Annotated in this window: 24 protein-coding genes; 14 read left to right on the top strand and 10 right to left on the bottom strand. The window is 70.2% G+C overall.

Annotated elements, in window-relative coordinates; all coding sequences use genetic code 11:
- Nucleotides 1-70: 70 nt before the first annotated feature.
- Entirely contained in the window at nt 71-724 is a 654-nt protein-coding gene (locus LC041_RS15640) for a YigZ family protein (protein ID WP_226534022.1), read from the bottom strand.
- A gap of 116 nt (nt 725-840) precedes the next feature.
- Here LC041_RS15640 and LC041_RS15645 point away from each other — a divergent pair, with 116 nt between their 5' ends.
- The 5 genes from LC041_RS15645 to LC041_RS15665 all read left to right on the top strand — a co-directional run bounded on the left by LC041_RS15645 (nt 841) and on the right by LC041_RS15665 (nt 7,107).
- Nucleotides 841-2,970, top strand: a complete 2,130-nt coding sequence (locus tag LC041_RS15645; protein ID WP_226534023.1) for an MMPL family transporter — start codon at nt 841-843, stop codon at nt 2,968-2,970.
- Nucleotides 2,936-4,246 carry a sensor histidine kinase gene (locus tag LC041_RS15650; protein WP_226534024.1) on the top strand — a complete coding sequence of 437 codons (1,311 nt, stop codon included), beginning with the start codon at nt 2,936-2,938 and terminating at the stop codon, nt 4,244-4,246. The genes LC041_RS15645 and LC041_RS15650 overlap by 35 nt, the downstream gene beginning before the upstream one ends.
- Nucleotides 4,243-4,866, top strand: coding sequence for a response regulator (locus LC041_RS15655; protein WP_226534025.1), 624 nt, complete (start codon nt 4,243-4,245; stop codon nt 4,864-4,866). The genes LC041_RS15650 and LC041_RS15655 overlap by 4 nt, the downstream gene beginning before the upstream one ends.
- Before the next feature lie 213 nt (nt 4,867-5,079).
- Complete coding sequence (locus tag LC041_RS15660) at nt 5,080-6,552, top strand: MATE family efflux transporter (RefSeq protein ID WP_226534026.1); 1,473 nt, start codon at nt 5,080-5,082, stop codon at nt 6,550-6,552.
- 135 nt (nt 6,553-6,687) lie between these two features.
- Nucleotides 6,688-7,107 (top strand): hypothetical protein, encoded by a 420-nt coding sequence (locus LC041_RS15665; RefSeq protein WP_226534027.1) that lies wholly within the window; start codon nt 6,688-6,690, stop codon nt 7,105-7,107.
- A gap of 4 nt (nt 7,108-7,111) precedes the next feature.
- Here LC041_RS15665 and LC041_RS15670 read toward each other — a convergent pair whose 3' ends face one another.
- Nucleotides 7,112-8,821: an AMP-binding protein gene (locus LC041_RS15670; protein WP_226534028.1), complete on the bottom strand. Its 1,710-nt coding sequence runs from the start codon at nt 8,819-8,821 to the stop codon at nt 7,112-7,114.
- 188 nt (nt 8,822-9,009) lie between these two features.
- The gene (locus LC041_RS15675; protein WP_226534029.1) at nt 9,010-9,477 is read right to left on the bottom strand and encodes an Lrp/AsnC family transcriptional regulator; all 468 of its coding nucleotides are present in this window, start codon (nt 9,475-9,477) and stop codon (nt 9,010-9,012) included.
- Nucleotides 9,478-9,589: 112 nt separating this feature from the next.
- Between LC041_RS15675 and LC041_RS15680 the strand changes: the two genes are divergently transcribed.
- The gene (locus tag LC041_RS15680; protein ID WP_226534030.1) at nt 9,590-10,804 is read left to right on the top strand and encodes a trans-sulfuration enzyme family protein; all 1,215 of its coding nucleotides are present in this window, start codon (nt 9,590-9,592) and stop codon (nt 10,802-10,804) included.
- 14 nt (nt 10,805-10,818) lie between these two features.
- On the opposite strand, the gene LC041_RS15685 is transcribed toward LC041_RS15680, so the two are convergent.
- On the bottom strand, nt 10,819-11,292 hold the full coding sequence (locus LC041_RS15685; RefSeq protein WP_052193822.1) for an acyl-CoA thioesterase: 474 nt from the start codon (nt 11,290-11,292) through the stop codon (nt 10,819-10,821).
- Between the two features lie 124 nt (nt 11,293-11,416).
- On the opposite strand from LC041_RS15685, the gene LC041_RS15690 reads away from it, so the two are divergent.
- Nucleotides 11,417-12,031, top strand: a complete 615-nt coding sequence (locus tag LC041_RS15690; protein ID WP_226534031.1) for a ClpP family protease — start codon at nt 11,417-11,419, stop codon at nt 12,029-12,031.
- A complete protein-coding gene (locus LC041_RS15695) occupies nt 12,028-12,618 on the top strand; it encodes a ClpP family protease (RefSeq protein ID WP_226534032.1) in 591 nt (196 codons plus the stop codon). The genes LC041_RS15690 and LC041_RS15695 overlap by 4 nt, the downstream gene beginning before the upstream one ends.
- Nucleotides 12,619-12,639: 21 nt before the next feature.
- On the opposite strand, the gene LC041_RS15700 is transcribed toward LC041_RS15695, so the two are convergent.
- The 3 genes from LC041_RS15700 to LC041_RS15710 all read right to left on the bottom strand — a co-directional run bounded on the left by LC041_RS15700 (nt 12,640) and on the right by LC041_RS15710 (nt 14,196).
- Nucleotides 12,640-12,969, bottom strand: a complete 330-nt coding sequence (locus tag LC041_RS15700; RefSeq protein WP_226534033.1) for a helix-turn-helix domain-containing protein — start codon at nt 12,967-12,969, stop codon at nt 12,640-12,642.
- Nucleotides 12,970-13,033: 64 nt separating this feature from the next.
- The gene (locus tag LC041_RS15705) at nt 13,034-13,507 is read right to left on the bottom strand and encodes a MarR family winged helix-turn-helix transcriptional regulator (RefSeq protein ID WP_226534034.1); all 474 of its coding nucleotides are present in this window, start codon (nt 13,505-13,507) and stop codon (nt 13,034-13,036) included.
- Nucleotides 13,508-13,536: 29 nt separating this feature from the next.
- Complete coding sequence (locus LC041_RS15710; RefSeq protein WP_226534035.1) at nt 13,537-14,196, bottom strand: GTP cyclohydrolase II; 660 nt, start codon at nt 14,194-14,196, stop codon at nt 13,537-13,539.
- 157 nt (nt 14,197-14,353) lie between these two features.
- Here LC041_RS15710 and LC041_RS15715 point away from each other — a divergent pair, with 157 nt between their 5' ends.
- Entirely contained in the window at nt 14,354-15,193 is an 840-nt protein-coding gene (locus LC041_RS15715; protein ID WP_226534036.1) for a sulfurtransferase, read from the top strand.
- Here LC041_RS15715 and LC041_RS15720 read toward each other — a convergent pair.
- Nucleotides 15,181-16,104: a hypothetical protein gene (locus tag LC041_RS15720; protein ID WP_226534037.1), complete on the bottom strand. Its 924-nt coding sequence runs from the start codon at nt 16,102-16,104 to the stop codon at nt 15,181-15,183. The two genes, LC041_RS15715 and LC041_RS15720, sit on opposite strands and share 13 nt — an antisense overlap.
- A gap of 299 nt (nt 16,105-16,403) precedes the next feature.
- Here LC041_RS15720 and LC041_RS15725 point away from each other — a divergent pair, with 299 nt between their 5' ends.
- The 3 genes from LC041_RS15725 (at nt 16,404) to LC041_RS15735 (ending at nt 18,914) form a co-directional block, all read left to right on the top strand.
- On the top strand, nt 16,404-17,054 hold the full coding sequence (locus LC041_RS15725) for an acyl-CoA synthetase (protein WP_226534038.1): 651 nt from the start codon (nt 16,404-16,406) through the stop codon (nt 17,052-17,054).
- Nucleotides 17,051-17,407: a hypothetical protein gene (locus LC041_RS15730; RefSeq protein WP_226534039.1), complete on the top strand. Its 357-nt coding sequence runs from the start codon at nt 17,051-17,053 to the stop codon at nt 17,405-17,407. The genes LC041_RS15725 and LC041_RS15730 overlap by 4 nt, the downstream gene beginning before the upstream one ends.
- A 76-nt stretch (nt 17,408-17,483) precedes the next feature.
- Nucleotides 17,484-18,914, top strand: coding sequence for an MFS transporter (locus tag LC041_RS15735; RefSeq protein ID WP_226534040.1), 1,431 nt, complete (start codon nt 17,484-17,486; stop codon nt 18,912-18,914).
- Nucleotides 18,915-18,927: 13 nt separating this feature from the next.
- Here LC041_RS15735 and purB read toward each other — a convergent pair whose 3' ends face one another.
- Both purB and LC041_RS15745 read right to left on the bottom strand, forming a co-directional pair.
- The gene (gene purB, locus LC041_RS15740; protein ID WP_226534143.1) at nt 18,928-20,310 is read right to left on the bottom strand and encodes an adenylosuccinate lyase; all 1,383 of its coding nucleotides are present in this window, start codon (nt 20,308-20,310) and stop codon (nt 18,928-18,930) included.
- A gap of 23 nt (nt 20,311-20,333) precedes the next feature.
- Complete coding sequence (locus tag LC041_RS15745) at nt 20,334-20,873, bottom strand: low molecular weight protein-tyrosine-phosphatase (RefSeq protein WP_226534041.1); 540 nt, start codon at nt 20,871-20,873, stop codon at nt 20,334-20,336.
- Between the two features lie 86 nt (nt 20,874-20,959).
- On the opposite strand from LC041_RS15745, the gene LC041_RS15750 reads away from it, so the two are divergent.
- Both LC041_RS15750 and LC041_RS15755 read left to right on the top strand, forming a co-directional pair.
- Nucleotides 20,960-21,217 carry a hypothetical protein gene (locus LC041_RS15750; RefSeq protein WP_226534042.1) on the top strand — a complete coding sequence of 86 codons (258 nt, stop codon included), beginning with the start codon at nt 20,960-20,962 and terminating at the stop codon, nt 21,215-21,217.
- Nucleotides 21,214-22,497, top strand: a complete 1,284-nt coding sequence (locus LC041_RS15755) for a hypothetical protein (RefSeq protein ID WP_226534043.1) — start codon at nt 21,214-21,216, stop codon at nt 22,495-22,497. Before LC041_RS15750 ends, LC041_RS15755 begins: the two co-directional genes overlap by 4 nt.

Genomic DNA, 22,497 nt, shown 5'->3' on the forward strand with positions numbered 1-22,497 from the left:
ATCGCTTGAATGGTCGCATCGCGGCACAGAATGCGACCATTCAAGCGATTCGAAACAAGGGGGGACGGGGTCAGGCGGGCACGTCGACGATGCGCTCGACTCCGAGCTCAGGGACGACAGCTCCCGCGGATGCGGCTGCCAGGTCGTCGGCGAGTCGGGGGAGCTCCGCCTCGGGAGCCCACAGCTCGAGCGTGGCGGTCGCCCCATACACGGGTTCGCCCAGCATCGCGCCGTGCTGCACGGCCCATTCGCGCAGCAGGTTGTCGTAGCGACCCGCGTCGGAGTGCGACACGTCGAGCGTCACCTGCCGCAGCGCCGCCCGGCGTACGAGGGCTGTGCGGTCGAGCGCCTCGGACACGGCGGAGGAGTAGGCACGGACCAGCCCGCCCGCCCCGAGCTTCACCCCGCCGAAGTACCGCGTCACCACCGCGACCACATCGGTCAGGTCACGCCGGCGCAGCACTTCGAGCATCGGGATCCCCGCTGTGCCCGAGGGCTCGCCGTCATCCGACGATCGGGCCTGATCGCCGAGCAGCCCGGTGACCATCGCGGTGCAGTTGTGGTTGGCGTCCCAGGCCCTCTTGCGGATCCCGGAGATCACCGCCTCGGCCTGCTCGACCGAGGTCACGGGCGCGATGTGCGTGACGAAGCGCGACTTGCGGATGACCGTCTCGTGCTCGACCGCGGCGGCAATGGTCGCGGGGTAGGTGCGGGAGGAGGTCACCCACCTCACGTTACCCAGGCCGCATACTGCAGCGAGAGCGGATCCATCGAATGGTGGAGACCCGCCTCCGTCCCCCGCGCGATCCACGGGGCAGCGTCGGCGGCTGGACTGGAACCATGCTCCGCACTCTCCGCTCCCTCCCCCTGTGGCTCACCTCCCGTCGCGGCGCGTGGGTCTCCCTGCTGATCGCGGTCGTGGCGTTCTCGGCCCTACTCGGCGCGCTCGGACGGGCGTCGCTTCCGGCCGGCACCGACGACGCCCCGCCCGACTCCGATTCCGCTCGAGCGGCGGCTCTGGCGGAGCAGTTCCCCGATGCGGACGAGCACACGGTGCTGCTGGTCGCGGCCCGCGACGACGGCGAGGAGCTCCGCGACGCCGACCTCACCGCGCTCGGCGCGCTTTCGTCCGAGGTCGAGGCGGAGACCGGGCACGAACCGCGCGGCCCGATCGTCAGCGAGGACGGCGAGGCCGCGGCGATCCAGGCGACGCTGAGTCTCAGTGACGAGGAGGATGCCGCCGCCGAGGCCGTGCACGGTCTGCGCGACATCGTGGCGGAACACCCGATCGACGGGGTGAGCGTGCAGGTCACCGGTGGCCCCGCATTCGGGGTGGATGTCGCTTCCGCGTTCGACGGCGCCGACTTCACCCTGCTGATCGTGACGCTCGGGATCGTGGCACTCCTCCTGATCGTCACCTACCGCTCGCCCGTGCTCTGGGTGATCCCGCTCGTCGTGGTCGCCCTCGCCGACCAGCTGGCGAACAAGGCGACCGCGGCGATCGGCGCCGGGCTCGGCCTGCAGTTCGATTCCGGGATCGTGAGCGTCCTCGTCTTCGGGGCCGGGACGAACTACGCCCTGCTGCTCATCTCGCGCTACCGGGAAGAACTCGCCCGCGACACGGACCACCGTCGTGCGCTCGTCGCTGCGTGGCGGTCCACCGCCCCCGCGATCGTCGCCTCGAACGTCACCGTGGTCCTGGCGCTGTCGACGCTGGCGCTGGCGGTCATCCCCGGAACCCGCGGTCTCGGCATCGCCTCGGCCGTCGGACTGCTCATCGCCCTCGCCGCCGTGCTGCTGGTCCTGCCGCCCGCGCTCGCCGTGTGCGGGCGCCGACTCTTCTGGCCGTTCGCGCCGCGTGTGGGAGACGCCGCCACCACCGGTCGCGTGTGGGGCCCGGTGGCTCAGCGCGTCTCCCGTCGCCCGTGGGTGCCGCTGTTCGGCGGACTCGCGCTGCTCGGTGTCCTCGCCGGTGGTCTGGCCGGGGCATCCGTCGGGCTCACCCAGGTCGAGAAGTTCCGGGTCGAGTCCGAGTCGGCGGCCGGTCTCACCGTTCTGGGCGAGCACTTCCCGGCGGGCGAGGCGCAGCCGATGATCGTGATCGCCGGCACGGCCGACGCGGACGCCGTCACTGCGGCGATCGAGGATGTCCCCGGCGTGCTCCGGGTCACGACCACCGGGGAGAGCACCGACGGCACCCTGTCGCGGGTGCTCGTGGTCGGCGAGCCGGCACCGGGCACGACCGAGAGCCTCGATCTGGTCAGTGCGGTGCGCGAGGCCGCGGCGTCGGTGCCGGGGGCGGATGCCGTGGTCGGCGGACCCGTCGCCGCGGATCTCGACGCGCGCGAGGGCAATCAGCGCGATCTGCGGCTCATCGTCCCGCTCGTGCTCGCGGTGAGTCTCGTCGTGCTGGTCGTGCTGCTGCGTTCCCTGGTGGCACCGCTGCTGCTGCTCGCGGTGAACATCCTCAGCGCGGTCGCGGCGATCGGTGCGGGCACGTGGCTGAGCCGCGTCCTGTTCGGATGGGACGCGCTCGACCTGCAGGTCCCTCTGCTGTCGTTCCTGTTCCTCGTGGCGCTCGGGATCGACTACACGATCTTCCTCGTCCATCGCGCCCGGACGGAGGCGCACACGGTCGGCACGCGGCAGGGGATGGTGCGATCCGTCACCGCGACGGGCGGGGTGATCACCAGTGCCGGAGTCGTGCTCGCGGCGGTGTTCGCCGCACTCGGGCTGCTGCCCCTGGTCACGCTCGGACAGATCGGGCTCATCGTCGGGATCGGCGTGCTCGTCGACACCTTCGTCGTGCGCACCCTGGTGGTTCCCGCGATGTTCGCGATCGTCGGCGAGCGGCTGTGGTGGCCGGGGAAGGTCGACGGCGCCGGATCCCGCGCCGATCGACCCGGAGACCGACCGCGCGGGGGAGAATACGAGGATGCCGCAGTCGCCGTCCCCGCAGACGCGGGCTGAGCGTCCCGGCCGCGTCGACCCCGCGGCAGGGATCCGCGCGCCGCGCACGTGGGCGAGTCTGGTCGGGTCGATCCGGATCGGGCAGGCCGTCATCACGGTCGTGCTGCTCGTGATCGGTGCCTGGCGGGCGGCCGCCGACGGCGTGCCGCTGCCGTGGGTGCTCGCCCTCGCCCTCGTCTTCGCGGGGTGGTACGGCGGGGGACTGCTGCTCGGTGAGCGCACCTCCGACCGCCGTCTGGCGACGTGGTGGCTGCTGGGGCTGACGCTCATCTGGCTCGGCGCCGTCGTGGTGTCGCCGGAGTTCGTGTGGCTCGCGTTTCCCCTGTGGCTGCTCGCCGGGTTCGTGATGCGCCTGCGCTGGGCGCTGCTGCTGAGCGCGGTGGTGCTCGCGGTCGTGGTCACCGCTCCGCTGCTGCACACCGGCAGCACGACCTACGCGAACGTGATCGGACCCCTCGTCGGAGGGATCTTCGCTCTCGGCATCTCCCGCGGCTATCTCGAACTCGTGCGCGACGGGCGGGAACGGCGTCGACTCATCGCTTCGCTCGTCGCGACGCAGGAGGAGATGGCGGCCCTGCAGGACGAGCTCGCCCGCACCCAGCGCGAGTCGGGGGCGAGTGCGGAACGCACCAGGGTCTCGCGCGACATCCACGACACGGTCGCGCAGAGCGTGTCGTCGATCGGCATGCTGGCGCGTTCGGCGCTGGAGGCGGATGATCCGGCGCAGCGCGCCCGTGCGCTCGAGCAGATCGGTGCGCTCGCCACGGAGGGGATGGCGGATGCGCGGCGCATCGTGAACGCCCTGATGCCCGCCGAACTCGAGTCCTCCGCCCTCGGCGATGCCCTCGCCCGCATGCTCGAGCGTCTCACCGAGGAGACCGGGATCGAGGCGACGCTGCACGCCGACGACGACCTCCCGTCGCTCGGGATCGACGCGGAGGTCGCCCTGTTGCGCACGGCGCAGTCGGCTCTCGCGAACGTCCGCTCCCACTCCGGGGCCTCCCGGGTCGTGGTCACCCTGGCCGACGCCGGTGACGCGGTACGGCTCGACATCGTCGACGACGGGATCGGCTTCGACGCCGGACGCTGGAATGCGCAGGGCGGCGTCGGCGGCCGGGGCGGGGGCTACGGTCTGCGGTCGATGCGCGCGCGGCTGCGGGAACTCGGAGGGGGCCTCGACGTGGAGAGCGCCCCGGGCGACGGCACCGCGCTGTCGGCCCACGTTCCGCTCGGCGCGGCGGCGCCGGCCCGGCACGTGACGGGAGGAGAGGGGTGAGCCCCCTGACCGTGCTGCTCGTCGACGACCACCCGATCGTCCGGGCCGGTGTGCGCTCGCTGTTCGACCGCCGGGATGACGTCGAGGTGGTCGGGGAGGCGGCGTCCGGCGAGGAGGCTGTGGCGCTCGCGCGGCACCTGCATCCCGATGTCGTGCTCTGCGACCTGCGGCTCGGTGAGGGCATGGACGGCGTGCAGACGACAGCCGCGCTCCGGGGGCTGGACCCGGCGCCGGCCGTGCTCATCCTGACCACGTTCGACCGTGACACCGAGATCCTCGGGGCGATCGAAGCCGGCGCCTCCGGGTACCTGCTGAAGGATGTCGCCCCCGAGGACATCGTTCGAGCGATCCGTCAGGCGGCCGCGGGAGGGCTCGTGCTGACGCCGGAGCTCAGCGAGAGGGTGGTGCAGGTCATGCGCGCCCCTCGCGTGCGACTGACCGAACGCGAGCTGGACGTGCTCCGGCTGCTGGACACGGGCGCCTCGAACCGCGAGATCGCGAAGACCCTGTTCGTGACCGAGGCCACCGTGAAGACGCACCTCGTGCACGTGTTCGAGAAGCTCGGCGCCGACAGCCGTGCCCGCGCCATCGCCATCGCCCGCGACACCGGTCTGCTCTGAGTCCGCCGTACAGCCCCGAAGGCAGCTCCGCACGCGGCTGTTCGCGCCGAAGCCCGCCTGACTCTGCCTTCGAATCGCGCAACTGGCCCCATTCCTCGGGCGAATCGAGCCATTTGCGCGATTCGAAAGCAATCGAGGGCACCGCTCGCCGAATCGATTCGATAAGCTGGTTCGCGCCCCGATCCATCCCCCAGCTCTGCGAGCCGCTCCTTCATGGCCACCTCTCTCACCACGGGCCGTCCGTGGCGCGTCATCCTTGCCTTCTCCATCCCCCTCCTGCTCGGCAATGTGGTCCAGCAGCTGTACCAGTTCGCCGATGCCATCGTCGTCGGCAGGCACCTCGGCGTCACCTCGCTCGCCGCGGTGGGCGCGACCGGCAGCCTGCTGTTCCTGCTCCTCGGGTTCGCCTGGGGGCTGACGAGTGGATTCGCGATCCCGATCGCGCAGGCGTTCGGCGCCCGCGACGATGCCGCCGTGCGCCGCTCGGTCGCGACGGGTGTGTTCCTGAGCGCCATCACCAGCGTGATCCTCACGGTCGCGGCGCCGCTGCTCGCAGGCCCCATCCTCGCGCTGCTGCAGACGCCGTCCGAGCTCATGCCCGAGGCCACGGTCTTCACGCAGATCAGCTTCCTCGGCGCCAGCGCGACCATGTTCTTCAACTACCTCTCGGCGATCATCCGCGCCATCGGCGACTCCAAGACGCCCCTCGTCTTCCTCACGATCGCCTGTGGGTTGAACGTCGGACTCGTCGTCTTGATGGTCGGCCCGCTCGGTTGGGGTGTGGCGGGAGCCGCCCTCGCGACCGTCGTGGCGCAGGCGGTGTCGGTGGCGCTGTGTCTCGAGTTCGTGCGCCGCCGCCTGCCCATGCTGCACCTTCGTCGTGCCGACTGGCGCATCGGGCGGGATGACATCGCCGAGCACCTGCGTCTCGGCCTGCCGATGGGTTTCCAGGCCTCGATCATCGCGATCGGCACCCTCACCGTGCAGGTGGCCCTGAACACGCTCGGGGCCGATGCCGTCGCCGCGTACACGACGGGTTCCCGGGTCGACAGCCTCGCGGTCGCGCTGCTGTCATCGCTCGGCCTCGCGGTCTCGATGTACGTGGCGCAGAATCACGGCGGACGGCGACCAGATCGCATCCGTCGTGGTGTCGTCGAGGCGACGTGGATGGCGGTCGGCGCCGGCGTGGTGCTCGGGGGGCTGCTGATCGCCTTCGGGGCGCCGATGGTGCGTCTGTTCATCGGAGAGGGATCCGACGACGTCGTCGACATGGCGCATCGGATGCTGATCATCAACGGGTGCGGCTACTGGGCGCTCGGCATGCTGTTCGTGCTGCGCGGCGCGCTCCAGGGGCTCGGCCACACGCTCGTCCCCACCGTGACCGGCGTGATCGAGCTGGTGATGCGCGTCGGTGCGGCCATCGTCCTCGGCGCCTGGATCGGGTTCGACGGCGTCGCCCTGAGCAATCCGCTCGCGTGGGTGGGTGCCATCGTGCTGCTGGTGCCCGCGTACATCCGCGCGCATCGGGCGCTCGTGCATCTCCCCGTCGCGCCGCTCGAGGCGACCGAGACCTCGGCCATCGCGATCGTCGGACCGACCGACGGCTCGATGGTCGTGGACGCCGTCGTCACCCAGCCCGTGCGGGTGGTGCGCGCCCGCCGGCTGCGGTGGCCGAGTCGGCGCTGACCGCTCGCGACACGGCGGTCCGGCCGCTGAGATATCCGTCTGCAGGATGATGTCGATCGGACTTGAGACGGATGGCCTTTCCGCGACACACTTCTAGTGTCGAGGTAGCGGGATTTCCGCTGACGGGGGGTCGTCATGACGACAATGAGAGTGGCCAGCGATCTGGCCGCGGTGATGGTGCCGATCGGATACGTGGGTGCGGCGATCGCCGGTGCCTGCGCGATCGTGGCGGCGGTTGCGGTGATCCGCGGGTCCGGAGGGCTCGCCGGTGGGGCGGTGGGGTTGTGGATCGTCGGTGCGCTGATGAGCGTCACGGCATCCTTCGCGCAGGAATGGACGCCGTTGATCCTGTCCGGCGCAGTGCTCGTGGGGATGCTGGTGATCGGCGGTGTCGCGCGGGCCATCGTGAGCGCGTCCGGTGTCGAGCGGGCGGGGCGTGAGAAGGGCGAGGCGCTGCCCGCTCCGGTGCCGACATCGAAGCAGGCCGCCGTCGTGTCGAAGCAGGCGCGCGTGGCGACGTCACCGTCGACCGCGTCGATCGCCGTCGTCCCCTGAGCGCTCAGCGATAGTCGCGGTCGCGGTGCTGTCCGGCCTCATCGCCGGAGTCGACTCGCGCGGCCTCGCGCCCCCGCAGCTCGACACGACGGATCTTGCCGGAGATGGTCTTCGGCAGCTCGGGCACGAACTCGATGATCCGCACCCAGAGGTGCGACGACAGGCGCTCGTGGGCGTAGGCGAAGATCGCGCGGGCGGCCTCCGTCTCGGCGACCGTGGCTCCGGGGGCCAGGCAGACATATGCCTTCGGCACTGCCAAGCGAGTCGGATCCGGGCTCGGGATCACGGCTGCCTCCACCACGAGGTCGTGCTCGAGCAGCACCGACTCGAGCTCGAACGGTGAGATCTTGTAGTCCGAGGCCTTGAACACGTCGTCGGAGCGGCCGACGTAGGTGAGGTAGCCGTCGTCATCGCGCACCGCGATGTCTCCCGTGTGGTGGTAGCCGCCGGCGCGAGATTGCGCGGTCTTCTCCGGATCGTCGAAGTACCCCGCCATCAACCCGAGCGGCGGGTGTGCCAGATCGAGTGCGATCTCCCCCTCATGCTCGACGACTTCTCCGGTCACCGGGTCGAGCAACACGACGGGATAGCCGGGCAGGGGGCGCCCCATGGATCCGACCTTCACGGTCTGACCCGGGGAGTTGCCGATGCACGCCGTCATCTCGGTCTGCCCGAAACCGTCGCGGATCGTGCCGCCCCAGGCGTCCCGCACTCGGTCGATGACCTCGGGGTTCAAGGGCTCGCCCGCGCCGACCAGCTCGCGCGGAGGGTGGGTGAGACGGGCGAGGTCGGCCTGGATCAGCATCCGCCAGACGGTGGGCGGTGCGCAGAACGTCGAGACGTGGTGCGTCTCCATGACCTGCATGAGGGCGTTCGCGTCGAAGCGGGCGTAGTTGTAGACGAACACGGTCGCCTCGGCGAGGAACGGCGAGTAGAAGCTCGACCATGCGTGCTTCGCCCAGCCGGGAGAAGAGATGTTGAGGTGCACGTCGTCGGGGCGCAATCCGAGCCACCACATGGTCGACAGGTGCCCGACCGGGTAGGAGACGTGGGTGTGCTGCACGAGCTTCGGGCGGTTCGTGGTGCCCGAGGTGAAATAGAGCAGGGCGGTGTCGGACGCGGGTGTCGGGCCGTCCGGCTCGAAGTCGGCGGGGGTGTCGGTCGAATCCTCGAAGCGCTCCCACCCCGCGGGGAGGCCGTCGCCCACACCGATGCGCAGGACGCCGGGGTCGACGCCCAGGAGTCGCTCGCCGAGGGGTCCGAGGGTGATGACGGCACGGGCACGGCCGTGGTCGACCCGGTACTCGAGGTCGGACGCCGACAGGAGTGTGGACGTAGGGATCGACACGGCGCCGATCTTCGTGATCGCCAGCATCACCTCCCACAGTTCGATCGTGTTGTTCAGCATCACGATCACGTGGTCGCCGCGGCGGAGGCCGAGACCGGTGAGCCAGGCGGCGACCTGGTCGGAGCGCGTCGAGAGTTCGCCGTAGGTCCAGGTGCGCAGACTCAGGTCTGCGTCGACGATCTGCACGGCCGGGCGATCCGGCTTCTCCGCCGCGACCTGGTCGAACCAGTCGAGTGCGAAGTTGAACTCGTCGACCTCGGGCCAGGCGAACCCTGCTCGCGCGGCCGTGTAGTCCGTGGCGTGCGCGAAGAGGAAGTCCCGCATCTCGCGGATGGTCTGCGTGGCGGCGGTGGCGCTGCGGCTCATGGTGCTCCCTTGCTCGTCTTCCATCTTGTCGCGTGTTCCAGCATGTCGCGTGCGGGCTTGTCGCTGGGAGCGCAGAAACGCGCCCGACGGCCCCGTTTCCGGCACCTTTTCGATCCCGCAACCAGCGGACGGGACCGGCGGGACCGACGGGACGGGCGGGACGGGGCGGGACGGACGGGTGGGACGGGTCAGCGGGGGAAGGGGCCGGGGCCGTCGCGCAGCTCGAACACGAGCTGGGTCTCGGTGCCGCGCACGACGGGGTGGACGGTGATGTGCTCGAGGACGATGTCGCGGAGCGCCGTCGCGTCCTCCACGGCCACGTGCACGAGGAAGTCGTCGACACCGGCGACGTGGAACACCTGCAGCACCCGAGGGACGTCGGCGAGCGCATCGAACAGCGCCGTCACCTTGTCGCCCGTGTGATTCGCGAGACGCACCTTGATGATCGCCTGCAGCGGGAATCCCAGTGCCGCCCCGTCGACGCGGATGCGAGTGTCTCGGATCACCCCGCGCTCACGGAGGGAGCGGACGCGATGCGCGCAGGTCGACTCGGCGAGGCGTAGCCGGTGCGCCAGGGCCTTGTTCGTGATCTCGGCGTCGCGGGTGAGGACCGCGAGCAGTTCGAGGTCGATCTCGTCGAGTTGCGCTTTCGCCAACCTCTGGCTCCTTCTTCGGTCAGATCTTGCCCAGAATAGCGTTCTGAGTTCGATACTCGGCGGATTCTGTCGATCTCATGCAGAAGAACTGTGATTCCGGCAACGTGGAGGGATGACTGCACCGTTGCATCCCGACACCGTCGCCGTTCACAGCGGTCGTTCCGACCTCGAGGGTCTCGGGGTGCACGCGCTGCCGATCGACCTGTCGACGACCAATCCGCTCCCCGACATCGAACGCGGTGGCGACTCGTATGAGGCGATGGCCACAGGCGGGCGCCCGCCGGCGGACGGCAGCATGGTCTACGCGCGCCTCTGGAATCCCACGGTCGCCCGGTTCGAGGAGGCGCTGGCCGAGCTCGAGCATGCGGAGGCCTCGGTGGCGTTCGCGTCGGGCATGGCGGCGATGACCGCCGTGATCCTCGCGCACACCGGCGCGACGGGTGCGCGACACGTGGTCGCGGTGCGTCCGCTCTACGGCGGCACCGACCACCTGCTCGGTTCCGGACTGCTCGGTGTCGAGAACACCTACTGTCTTCCCGACGAGGTCGCCGCCGCCGTGCGTCCGGACACCGGCCTCGTCGTCGTCGAGACCCCGGCGAACCCGACTCTGGAGGTCGCCGACATCGCCGATGTGGTGCGCCAGGCGGGGTCGGTGCCCGTGGTGGTCGACAACACCTTCGCGACCCCGGTGCTGCAGAACCCGATCGACCTGGGCGCGGCGATGTCGCTGCACAGCGCCACCAAGTACCTCGGCGGCCACGGCGATGTCATCGCGGGGGTCGTCGCCTGCAGCGAAGAGACCGCGGAGGCGCTGCGCCGCGTGCGGGCGGTGACCGGGGGGCTCCTGCACCCGCTCGGGGCGTATCTGCTGCATCGCGGCCTCACGACCCTGCCGGTGCGGGTGCGGCACCAGCAGGGGAGTGCGCAGCGAGTGGTGCAGTGGCTGATCGACCGGCCGGAGGTCGCCGAGGTCTTCTACCCGGGGCTCGACGGCGATCCGCGCGGGATCCTGGACCGGCAGCTGCGCGGCACGGGCGCGATGATCGCGATCCGGATGCGAGGTGGATTCGCTGCGGCCTCCGCGGTGACGACGGCGACGCGGCTGTTCACCCATGCCGTCTCGCTCGGCGGCGTGGACTCGCTGATCCAGCATCCGGCGGCTCTCACCCACCGGCCGGTGCCGCCCGAGGCGCGCCCGGCCGCCGACGTGCTGCGGCTGTCGATCGGGTTGGAGGACGTCGATGACCTGATCGCGGATCTGGATCAGGCGTTCACGGTCGCCTCGCTCTTCCGGAGCGGTGCACCGGAAGAGGTCCTCCACGCGTAGCCGGCAGAGCCGCGTCAGAGCGAGGGGAGTCGGATCGTCCCCGTGGCGATGCGCTCGGTGGGCATCCGATCGCGATCGTAGGTGATCTCGTGATACCCGTGCGGGGTGGGCACTCCGTCGTCGTCGAGGCTCACGAACACGATCTTCTCGATCGTCAGGATGCGCTTGCGCGTGATCATGTTGCGGGCCACGGCGCGCATCGTCAGCGAGGTCGTCCCGAAGTGAGTGGCCTGCAGGCCGATCTCGATCAGGTCGCCCTGCACCGCGGAGGCCTCGAAGTTGATCTCCGAGATGTGCTTGGTGACGGCACGGTAGTTGCCGAGCTGGACGATCGCATAGATCGCCGCCTCCTCATCGATCCACTTCAGCAGGCTCCCGCCGAACAGGGAGCCGTTCGCGTTGAGGTCCTCCGGGCGCACCCACTTGCGGGTGCGGAAGTTGAGTCCGTCTTCCGACCACTGCCAGGCCGGTGCCTTCTGCTTCGCCATGAGCCCGAGGGTACGGGCCCCGTGAGTCGGCGATGTTACGGCTCGCTTTCCGCCTCCGCTCAGGGCAGAGCCGCCCACGGCAGAATCCCGCCGGACGCACGGCGGGAGGCCGCAGGCTGGCGGCATGAGCGAAGACAACCCCATCCCGCACTTCGGCCCCGAGGCCCGACGCGCGCTGTTCCACGAGCGGGTGCTCGTGCTCGACGGCGCACTCGATGACGACAACGGCACTCTGCTGATGACGCAGCTGCTCGCGCTCTCCGCCGAAGACCCCGTCGCCGACATCGCCCTCTGGATCCACTCGCCCGGCGGCTCCGTGCCGTCCATGCTCGCTATCCGCGACATCATGCGTCTCGTGCCCAACGATGTCGCGACCCTGGCCCTGGGGCTCGCCTGCAGCGCGGGACAGTTCCTGCTCTCCGCGGGCACGCCCGGCAAGCGGCGGGCCCTTCCGCACGCGCGCATCCTGATGCATCAGGGTTCCGCGGGGATCGGCGGGTCCGCCGGCGAGCTCGAGACGCAGGCCGACGATCTGCGCCACATGCGTGACACCGTGCTCGGACTCATCTCCGCCGACACCGGTCAGCCGCTCGAGCGCATCTTCGAGGACTCCCTCCACGACCGCTGGTACACCGCGACCCAGGCGCGGGAGTACGGGTTCATCGACGGGATCGTGGCGTCGATCACCGAGGTGATGCCGCGACGACGTCCGCGGGTCGGACTGGGGGTGGACGCATGAGCAGCTACACGATCCCGAACGTGATCGCGCATCACCCTCGCGGGGAGCGGGTCATGGACGTGTACTCGCACCTTCTCGCCGAGCGTGTCCTCTACCTCGGCACCGGCATCGATGCGGGCGTCGCCAACGCCCTGATCGCGCAGCTGCTGCACCTCGACGCCGACAGCCCGGAGTCCGGCATCCAGTTCTACATCAACAGTGAAGGCGGTGATCCCGGAGCGGCGCTGGCGATCTACGACACCATGCGGCACATCCGCCCGCGCATCGCCACGACCTGTGTCGGGCAGGCCATCGGTCCCGCGGCACTGCTCGTCGCCGCCGGAGAGCCCGCAGAGCGAGCCGCCCTCGCCCACGCCCGCATCGTGCTGCATCAGCCCGCGGGGCAGTCGCGCGGCGCGATCCCCGACCTGATCCTCGCGGCGGACGAGGTGGTGCGGGTGCGATCCGACATGGAGGAGATCCTCGCGGAGCATACGGGCCGCACGGTTGCGGAGTTGCGCGCCGACACCGACCGCGACCGCGTCTTCACCGCGTCCGCAGCGCGCGACTACGGCCTGATCGACACCGTTCTCGGTGCGCGCACCTGACGGGCCGACGCCGCGCCGTGCTCAGGCGGCGAGAGCGAAGGCGCCGCGCGGGACCGCGGTCACCCGGAGCTCCTCGGAGATGGCGCTCGTGAGCTCGACCAGGCTCGTGTCCAGGGCGCCCGCGATCGCGGCGATCATTTCGCTCGAGGGCTCCTTCAACCCGCGCTCGACCTCCGAGAGGTACTGCGGCGACACCCCCGCCTTCTCCGCGGTGGCGGTGAGTGTCTCCTCGCGGTCATGTCGACGTCTGCGGAGCTGGTCGCCCAGGAGGTGTCGCCACAGCGGTTCGGGTTCGCTGGGCTGGGGGCGGTCGGAACGAGGAGCGCGCGGGAACGGGACGATGTCGGCCATGCCTCACGATAAACCGGGGTATCCGGAGGCTTCGAGTGGTTCTGCTCAGAGCAGAACCACTCGGTCACAGGGCCGCGGTGACACCGGGCAGCAGCTTGCCGAGGATCGCGCTCAGCTGTTCGCGCTCCTCGGGGGTGAGCGGATCGAGCACCAGTTCCCGCACCTGCTCGACATGCACCGGAGCCGCCGTGCGCAGCATCTCCCGTCCTGCGGGGGTGAGCGCGGCCGAGAGGGTTCGCTTGTCGGTGCTGCAGGAGGTTCGGGCGACCCAGCCGCGCTCCTCGAGCGAGTCGAGGGCATGGCTCAGGCGTGAACGGCTGAGCCCTGCGATGCGCGCCAGTTCGGTCATGGTGACCACGCCCTCCCCCTGCCCGGCGAGCGTGACGAGGATGGCGTAGCGGGCGTGATTGAGTCCGACCTCCTCCTTCAGCGTGCGGTCGAGCACCTGCGGCAGGAGCTGGACGAACCGGATGACGGGGAGCCAGGTGTCCATCTCGGGGTCGTCGAGTCGCCGCGGATGCTGCCGCTCCGCCGCCATGGTGTCCTCCTCGTGTGTCACGCCGCCCGTCACGCGGCCGACAGGTCGAGCGTGTGCGCCGTGTGGTCGCGCTTGGCCTGCAGGTAGCGCGAGTTGGACTCCGACAGGTGCACCTCGGTGCGCACACGCTCGGTCACGCGGATGCCGAGCGCCTCGAGCTGCGCGGCCTTGTCGGGGTTGTTGCTGAGCAGGCGGATGCCGTCGACGCCGATCGCGTTCAACATCTGGGCGGCCACGGTGTAGTCGCGCTCGTCCTCGCCGTGCCCCAGGGCGACGTTCGCCTCGTAGGTGTCGAGACCCGCGTCCTGCAGGGCGTAGGCGTCGAGCTTGGCGTAGAGGCCGATGCCCCGGCCCTCCTGTCGCAGATAGAGCAGGAAGCCGCCATCCTGCGCGATGCGCTCGACGGCTTCGCGCAGCTGGGGCCCGCAGTCGCAGCGCTCGGAGCCGAAGACGTCCCCGGTGAGGCACTCGCTGTGCGGACGCACGAGAGGGGCGTCGCCGCCGTCGGCCGCACGTTCGAGTGCTGCACGCCAATCGCCGAGTCCGAGCAGCAGGTGCTCGCGGCCGTCGACGAGTCCGTCGAACGTGACGACATCGGCGGTCGTGGAGAAGCCGTCGCCGAAGCGCAGTGGCACGCGGACGCGCGTGCGTTCCTTGGCGACCGGAACGACGGTTGAAGTTTCAATCATGCCGGGTGCAACGCTCGATCCGTCGGAGTATTCCCGATCCGAACCCGCCTTCGAATCGCGCAAACGGTCCGATCCTGCCACCGGATGCGACCATTCACGCGATTCGAAGGCGGAGGAGGGGGGAGGGGGGAGGGGGAACGGGCGGTAGCCTCGCAGCATGAGCGACTTCGTGAGTGCCGTCGAGCTGAACGACCTGCTGACCCGGGGCGCGCCGGTGCGCGTGATCGATGTGCGGTGGCGACTGGATCGCCCGGAGGCCGGACACGACGACTACCTCACAGGGCACGTCCCCGGTGCGGTGTTCGCCGCGCTCGACACGGAGCTGTCCACCCACGGTGAGCCCTCGGAGGGGCGCCACCCGCTTCCGTCGACGGCCACCCTCCAGGCCGCGGCCCGGCGCTGGGGAGTTCGCGCGGGCGACACCGTGGTCGCCTACGACGATGCCAAGGGCACCGCGGCGGCGCGAGCCTGGTGGCTGCTGCGTCAAGCGGGAGTGGAGGTTCGAGTGCTCGCCGGCGGTCTCCGGGGGTGGCAGGCCGAAGGGTTCGAGGTCACGACCGACGATGTGAGTCCGGCACCCGGTGATGTGGTCCTCGACGACGTCGGTCGCGATGCCCTGTCGATCGACGAAGCCGCGGCCTTCCCGGAAGTCGGAGTCCTGCTCGACGTTCGCGCCCCCGAGCGGTACCGCGGCGAGACCGAGCCGCTCGACCCGGTGGCCGGTCACATCCCCGGCGCGCGAAATCTGCCGACCATGCTCCACCTCGACGACCAGGGGAGGCTGCTCGACGCCGACACCGTGCTCGCCACGTTCGCGGAGGTGGGCGTGACCCCCGGTACGCCGGTGGCCGCGTACTGCGGTTCGGGAGTGACGGCTGCCCACACCGCGCTGGTCCTGCACGAGGTGGGCATCGAGGCGAAGGTGTTCCCCGGATCCTGGAGCCAGTGGTCGAACACCCCTGGCCGTCCGGTCGCGACGGGCGATCAGCCCGGCTGATCCTCGCGGGGTCCGTAGCCCCAGCGCAGGCCGAGTGCACCGGGGCCGAACGCCCGGCGTACCAGGTGCACCGAGGTGCCTCGGGGCGGCGGGAGCGGCGTCAGGGTGACGCCGTCGGGGGTCTCCAGGTGCTCCTCGCACCAGTCCGGGATCGCGTCCGGATGGAAGCGGGTCCACACCAGCAGTTCCCTGGCCTTCTGCGCCAGCGCGTGACCGGTGTCCCGCGTCTCCGGGTAGTCGGGCGGATACTCCGCCGACCACTCGACCATTGCGGTGTCCGGTGCCGTCAGCGGAACGTCGAGTTCGAACAGGACCCCGTGGACCTCACCGTCGGGGTGGGAGTACCGCGCGGCGATCCTGCCTCCGGAGACCGCTTCGATCACGGGAGCGGGTGTGCGCACCCCGGGAGTGATCTCCAGGAATGGGATCGCCGTGATGGTGCCGACCGTCGACTGCACGATGCTGCGGGTGATGCTGTAGGCGACGTTGCCGTCGGCCCCGACATCGGTCACCGAATGCGTCGTCAGCTCTCGCGAGGTGTCGGGGTACGACGCCCCCAGCGCGTGGAAGGCGTCGATCACCGCACGCTCGAGTTCTTCCTCATCGATCGGGAACTGGTTGGGCCCGAGCGGGCCCGTGCGGTTCGTCGACCGGAGCAGCCTGCTCAGGGTGCCGACGTCGAGTCGGAGGAGGTCTTCGATGTCGGCGAGTGCGGCCAGCGACTGCACACCCTCGGGGCGCCGCGCGCCGGAGCGCCAGTAGCTCAGGGTGGCCATCGAGACGCGGTTGCCGCGGGCGTTGAGCTGCTGTTGCAACCAGGAGAGGGTCACGTCCCTGGCGTTGATCGCGTCGCGCAGCGCGTCCGCGAAGGCATCGGATCCGGATCTGCGCGCGTCATATTCGTAACTCATCACAGCCCCCCTCCGGTATGTGAAGCACACCGCCCTAGAGTGAGCATACGACCGCACGCGCATACCTCAGGGGACCGGGTGGGCATGTGGGGTCACTTGGCCGTCATCGCAGGTAGGGTGCCCGACCGTGCGAAGGCCGGCCTGACGCAGTGATGCCCCCCTTGCTGCGTACGTCGTGAAGCCCGGCAATCGATCTGGGGAGATCCGCCGGGCTTCACGAAACGTCCCCGCACGCGGGGCACTGCGGCTCCGCGCCCCGCGTAGACTGGCAGGAACACCCCGGAGGACTCTGGATCGTCATGTCTGCCCCTGCTCGCGCATTCACCATGCGCCACGTGCAATTGCTGCGCGCTCTGTTCGCCGCCGTCGCCGCTCTGATGATCACGTTCTCGTCGGACCACTCCGCCCCGGTCGGCCTCTCGGTGTTCAGCGGCTTCGTCTTCGTGACCGCGCTCGTGCAGTTTCTGGCGGCCTGGCTCGTCGTCCCCGCAGGGTCGCGCTGGTCCTTCATCCTCCTCGGGGTCGTCGGCACGCTCGCCGGTGCCGTCAGCGGCATCCCCGCCTGGCGCTCCGACGACCTGTTCTTCATCGTCGTCTCGACCTGGGCGATCCTGAGCGGCGGCATCGAGCTCCTCGCCGGCATCCGTTCCCGCAGGAACGCCGACCCGCTGTCGCGCGACGCGATCACGGTCGGCGCGCTGGGGGTGCTGCTCGGTGTGGTGCTGCTGCTGATCCCGGCCGGCTTCGTCCAGGAGTACACGATCGAGAAGGCCGGCACGTTCGAGCTGTCCGGCATCATCCTCGGTGTCGGGATGTTCGGCGGCTATGCGGCGATCGTCGCCGTCTTCCTCGGCATCGCCGGTCTCACACCGAAGCGAGTGGATGCCGACACGGCGGTCTCCGAATCGAACGACGACACCGCCGCTGCGGAGCACGGAGGAACGCGATGAGCGACGAGAAGCCCACCCGTCGGGACATCCTGCGCCCGCTGCACCTCCTGCTGATCGCGCTGGGCTGCGGCGTCTTCGCCATGGTCGTGACGCTGGTCTCGACCGGAGCCTTCACCGCCAGGGTCAACACGGCGATCGCGAACGGGAGCTACGACGGGCTGACTCCTGTGGCGCTCGGTCTCGTGGTCGGCGGCGGCGCGTTCATCGTCACGCTCCTGATCCTGGCGATGCTGATCCTGGCGGTCGACCCGGCCGATGTCACCAAGACGATCGACCGCCCCGTGTTGTACGACGAGCCCGAGCCCGAGGGCGGGGCGGACGGCGAGCAGCCCGGCCGCGCGGCTTCGTCGTGACCGGCAGGCGTGCGGCATCCGCTGCCGTTCCGCCCTCGCCCGGAATACTCGCGCCGTCCGACCGCTTGTTCCTGAAGTGACTGCCCCCGTCGACCGCGCCTCCATCGGACTCCGTTCGGCGCGAGGCCCCATCCTCGGCGCGCTGATGCTCGCGACCGGCCTCATCGCGATCGACGCCACGATTCTCGCGACCGCCGTCCCCAGCATCGTCCGCGATCTCGGCAGCTATCAGCAGTTCCCCTGGCTGTTCTCGGTGTATCTGCTGGCGCAGGCGGTGAGCGTCCCCATCTACTCGCGGTTCGCCGACACAGTGGGTCGCAAGCCGATCATCCTTCTCGGGATCGGGCTGTTCCTGCTGGGCTCGGTGCTGTGCGGGTTCGCGTGGAGCATGCCCGCGCTGATCCTGTTCCGCCTCGTCCAGGGCTTGGGGGCCGGGGCGGTGGCGCCGATGGCGATGACGATCGTGGGCGACATCTACACGGTCGCCGAGCGCGCGAAGGTGCAGGGGTACATCGCGAGCGTGTGGGCGATCTCGTCGGTGGTCGGCCCCGCGCTCGGCGGCATCTTCGCGCAGCTCGACGCGTGGCGATGGATCTTCTGGGTGAACATCCCGCTGTGTCTGATCGCCGCGTGGATGCTGCAGCTCAAGTACAAGGAGCAGAAGCAGACCCGTCGGCACCGGATCGACTACGCCGGAGCGGTCCTTCTCACGATCGGGCTCACGGGCCTGATCCTCGGGATGCTCGAAGGCGGGAACGCCTGGGACTGGATCTCCGTCCAGAGCGCGCTCTGCTTCGGGGTGGGCATCGTCGCCCTCGTGTTCTTCGCGATGGTCGAGCGGCGGGCGGCAGAGCCGATCGTCGACCTCCGCCTCGCGGCACGGCCGCTGATCCTGACGACCACGCTCGTGTCACTCGGGGTGGGGGCTCTCATGATCGGCGTCACCAGCTTCGCTCCCGCCTACCTGGAAGGGTCGCTGGGCATCGCGCCCCTCCTGTCCGGCCTCGCGGTCGCCGCCTTGACGCTCGGCTGGCCCATCGCCGCAGCGAACGTCGGCAGGCTCTACCTGCGCATCGGGTTCCGCCGCACCACCCTGATCGGGATGAGCATCGCCACGGTCGCGGCGACCGCGCTGGCCGTTGTCTCCTCCTGGCCGAATCCGTACGTGGTCTCTGTGATCGCGTTCGTGCTCGGCTTCGGTCTCGGGTGGTCGGCGGCGCCGACCCTGATCGCCGCGCAGTCGTCGGTGGGCTGGGGCGAACGCGGCGCCGTGACGGGCATGAACGCCTTCGCACGTTCCGCCGGGAGTGCCGTGGGCGTGGCGGTGTTCGGGGCGATCTCCAACGCGGTCATCGCACAGGGAGCAGGCGCCGATGATCCGCAGACGATCATCCACGCCTCGGTGTGGGTGTTCGTCGCGGTCGCGGCGACGGCCGTGCTCACGCTGCTCGCGGCCGCGTTCATGCCGCGCGATCACGTGTCCGAGCTCTCGGGCGAACCCGCGTAGCCGCGAGAGCGGGTCAGCGCGCCAGGCGCTCCGCCAGACCGGTGTAGGTCGCGGGGGTCAGCGCGAGGAGCCGCTGTTTGGCGGCGTCCCCGATCTCGAGTCCTTCGACGAAAGCGGCGAGCTCGGCGGCGCCCACCCGGTGGCCGCGCGTGAGCTCCTTGAGCAGCGCGTACGGATCGGTGATCGTCGACCGACCGGCCACCACCTCGGCGCGGATGACGGTCTGGATGGCCTCAGCGAGGACCTCCCAGTTCACGTCGAGGTCGGCGAGCAGCACGTCGCGTGAGAGCGAGATCGCGTTGAGCCCGCGGCGCAGGTTGTCGAGCGCGAGCAGCGAGTGACCGAAGGCCACGCCGATGTTGCGCTGCGTGGTGGAGTCGGTGAGGTCGCGCTGCAGGCGGCTGGTGACGAGGGTCTGGCCCAGCGATGCGAGCAGGGCGCCCGAGATCTCGAGGTTCGCCTCGGCGTTCTCGAAGCGGATCGGGTTGATCTTGTGCGGCATCGTCGACGAGCCGGTGGCTCCGGCGACCGGGATCTGCGCGAAGTACCCGAGCGAGATGTAGGTCCAGACGTCCGTGGCGAGGTTGTGCAGGATCCCGCCGGCGTGCCGCACGCGGTCGTAGAGCTCGACCTGCCAGTCGTGCGACTCGATCTGGGTCGTGAGGACGTTGAAGCCCAGTCCCATGCCCTCGATGTACTCGCGGGCGATCGTCGGCCAGTCGGCGTCGGGGTCGGCAGCGAGATGCGCCGACCAGGTGCCGGTCGCACCCGAGAACTTGGCGAGGTAGTCGGAGGCCGCGATCTGACCGCGCACGCGCTCCAGGCGCCAGGCGAACACCGCGAGTTCCTTGCCCATGGTCGACGGGGTCGCGGGCTGGCCGTGCGTGCGCGAGAGCATCGCCGCGTCGGCGTGCTCGACGGCGAGTTCACGGAGCTTCGCGATGACCGCGTCGAGGCCGGGGAGCCAGACCTGCTCGACCGCGCGCTTCACGGTGAGGGCGTAGGAGGCGGAGTTGATGTCCTCGCTCGTGGCGGCGAAGTGGGTGAGCTCGGCGATGGCGTCGAGGCCGAGTGTCGAGAGGCGGTCACGCACGAGGTACTCGATGGCCTTCACGTCGTGCTGGGTGACGGCTTCCTTCTCGGCGAGCCAGTCGATCTCGGCCTGGCCGAAGTCGCGGTACAGCGCGCGCAGGCGGTCCTTGTCGGAGTCCGAGAGCGGTGTCGTCTCGAACAGCGAGCGGTCGGTCAGGGCGATCAGCCACTCGACCTCGACCTCGACGCGCGCGCGGTTGAGGCCGGCTTCGGAGAGGAAGTCGGCGAGACCGGTGACGGCGCCGCGGTAGCGGCCGTCGAGCGGGCTCAGGGGCTGCGGCGGGAGCGAAGGCTGGAAAGTCAGGGGAATCCTCCTGATCGGGCCCCTCAGATGCGGGGCGTGCGGGGCTGGCGCAGGGCGGGCTCGAGTTGGCGGAACAGACCCCGGGTCGCCGTCTCAATCATACCGAGCACCGAATCGAACATCTCCGCGCCCGCGTAGTAGGGGTCGGGGACATCGTGCGTCGACGCGTTCGGGTCGAAGGCCATCAGCAGGGTGACCTTGCCCTCCTCGTCTTCGTCGCGCGCCCACTCCCGCAGGATGCGCTCGTGCGTGCGGTCGAGTGCGACGACGAGGTCGTTCTCGCCGAAGGAGGCGAACGTGAACTGCCGTGCGCGGTGCAGCGAGCCGTCGTATCCGCGGCGGGAGAGCGAGTCGATCGTGCGTTCGTCGGCGCGCTCGCCGAGGTGCCAGTCTCCGGTTCCCGCACTGCGGGAGACGATGCGCGAGCCGAGTCCCTGCTTCTCGGCGAGGTCGCGGAAGACCACCTCGGCCATGGGGGAGCGGCAGATGTTCCCCGTGCACACGAAGATCACGCGGAAGGGAACGGGGGCTGTCACAGGTACATTCTGCCCGCCTCCGGCCATCCTGCACAGCGTGGGGGAGCTCCCGTCTCTCCACTGGCTGCGGGATTCGCGCTCGGAGCCGTTGGCCGATCGCGCAGGCTGAAGCCATGTACTCGCTCGCCCCTGGTCGTGTCTCCACCTCTGCCGAACTCTGGGCTCGGCTCGTCGCCCATCAAGCGATCGGGTCGGCCGTCTCGACACTGGAGGAGGCCGGTGCGGCGCTCGTGGAACTCGTCGACGACGCGGACTGGCAGTCAGAAGGGTTCCGTGCGCTGCACGACCTGCTGGGGCGGCTTCGCGATGAGACGGGCGCTGAGCTCGGGCGGCTGACGGTCCGGGAGTGGGAACTCGGAGGGCACGGGTGAGCGGGCTCGAGATCGGGCATGGCGGCGCGATCGCCGTCGACACCGGACAGTTGCGCGACCTCGGGTCCCGCCTGCGCGGGGTGGCCGAGCGCTACGAAGAAACCCGCGCTGCGGTCCTGCGCGCACAGGAGGCGATCCTGTCCGCGCCGGCCGCCTGCCCGGAGGTCGACGTGAACGCCCTGGGAGTGAGCGTCGAGCGCCTCGGCGCACTGAGGGCTGAGCTCGATGACGCGTGCGTGGGGACCGAGCTGATGGCCGATGCTTTCGAGGTGGTCGAGCTGCGGGCCGAGGTCGAGGCGCTCGCTCTGACCGATGCCGCGGCTGCGGCCGTCGCGGAGGCGCGTCTCGCGCAGCTGGTGAGCGGCGACGAGCGGGTCGGGGTGATGGCCGCGTGGCTGGTGGAGGACTGGGAGGATCGGCGGTTCCAGGGAGTGGGCCGCCAGTTCGATGCGGGAGGCCTGCTGTCGCCCCTGTTCTTCGCGGGCGCGTTCATCGGCGTCACCACAGGACTCGGTGCGGTGGGCACGGGGGCACCGCTGAAGGGACAGGCGGATCCGGTGCGGGTGACTGCGGTCAAGGCCTCGACCCCGGCCGCGCCGCAGGACCTCGCCGGCGCGCTCCGTCGGATGCCGTCCGCGACCGCGCAGGTGGCGGTGGAGAAGTACACGATGTCCGACGGCGCGACTCGCTACGTGACGTACATCTCGGGCACGAGGAACGGTGTGCCCTGGGCGGGCGGAGAGGAGGAGCCGTGGGACATGAAGTCGAACGTCGAGCTCTATCAGGGCCACAGGTCGGCGTCGTATCAGGCGACCCTCGACGCGCTGGCGGCGGCGGGGGCGGAGCCGGGCGACCGCGTCGACGTCGTCGCCTACTCGCAAGGGGGCATGATCGCCGCGCACCTGGCGACGGAGAGTCCGTACGACGTCGGCATGCAGGTGACCGCGGGGAGTCCGCAGCAGCCTCTGCTGGGGGACGATCAGACGCTCATCCAGCTTCGGCATTCCGATGACCTGGTCTCGAACCTCGCCGCGGGAGGGTCTGCGGCAGGCACCGGGTCGGCGGACAGTTTCACGGCGACGCGCGTCGGTGATCCCCGGGCCGGGCTTCAGGATCTCGCGCTGCGTGCCCACGCGCTCGAGACGTACATCGAGACGGCTGAGATGGTGGATGCGTCCGATGATCCACGGGCCGAGGCGCTCGACGCCTACTGGGCCGAGCTCGCCACCGCGGCGGAGGTCGAACGCACCGAGTATCGTGCCGAGAGAACGCCCCGGTGA

The organism is Microbacterium paraoxydans (genome assembly GCF_020524545.1).
Lineage (GTDB): Bacteria > Actinomycetota > Actinomycetes > Actinomycetales > Microbacteriaceae > Microbacterium > Microbacterium paraoxydans_C.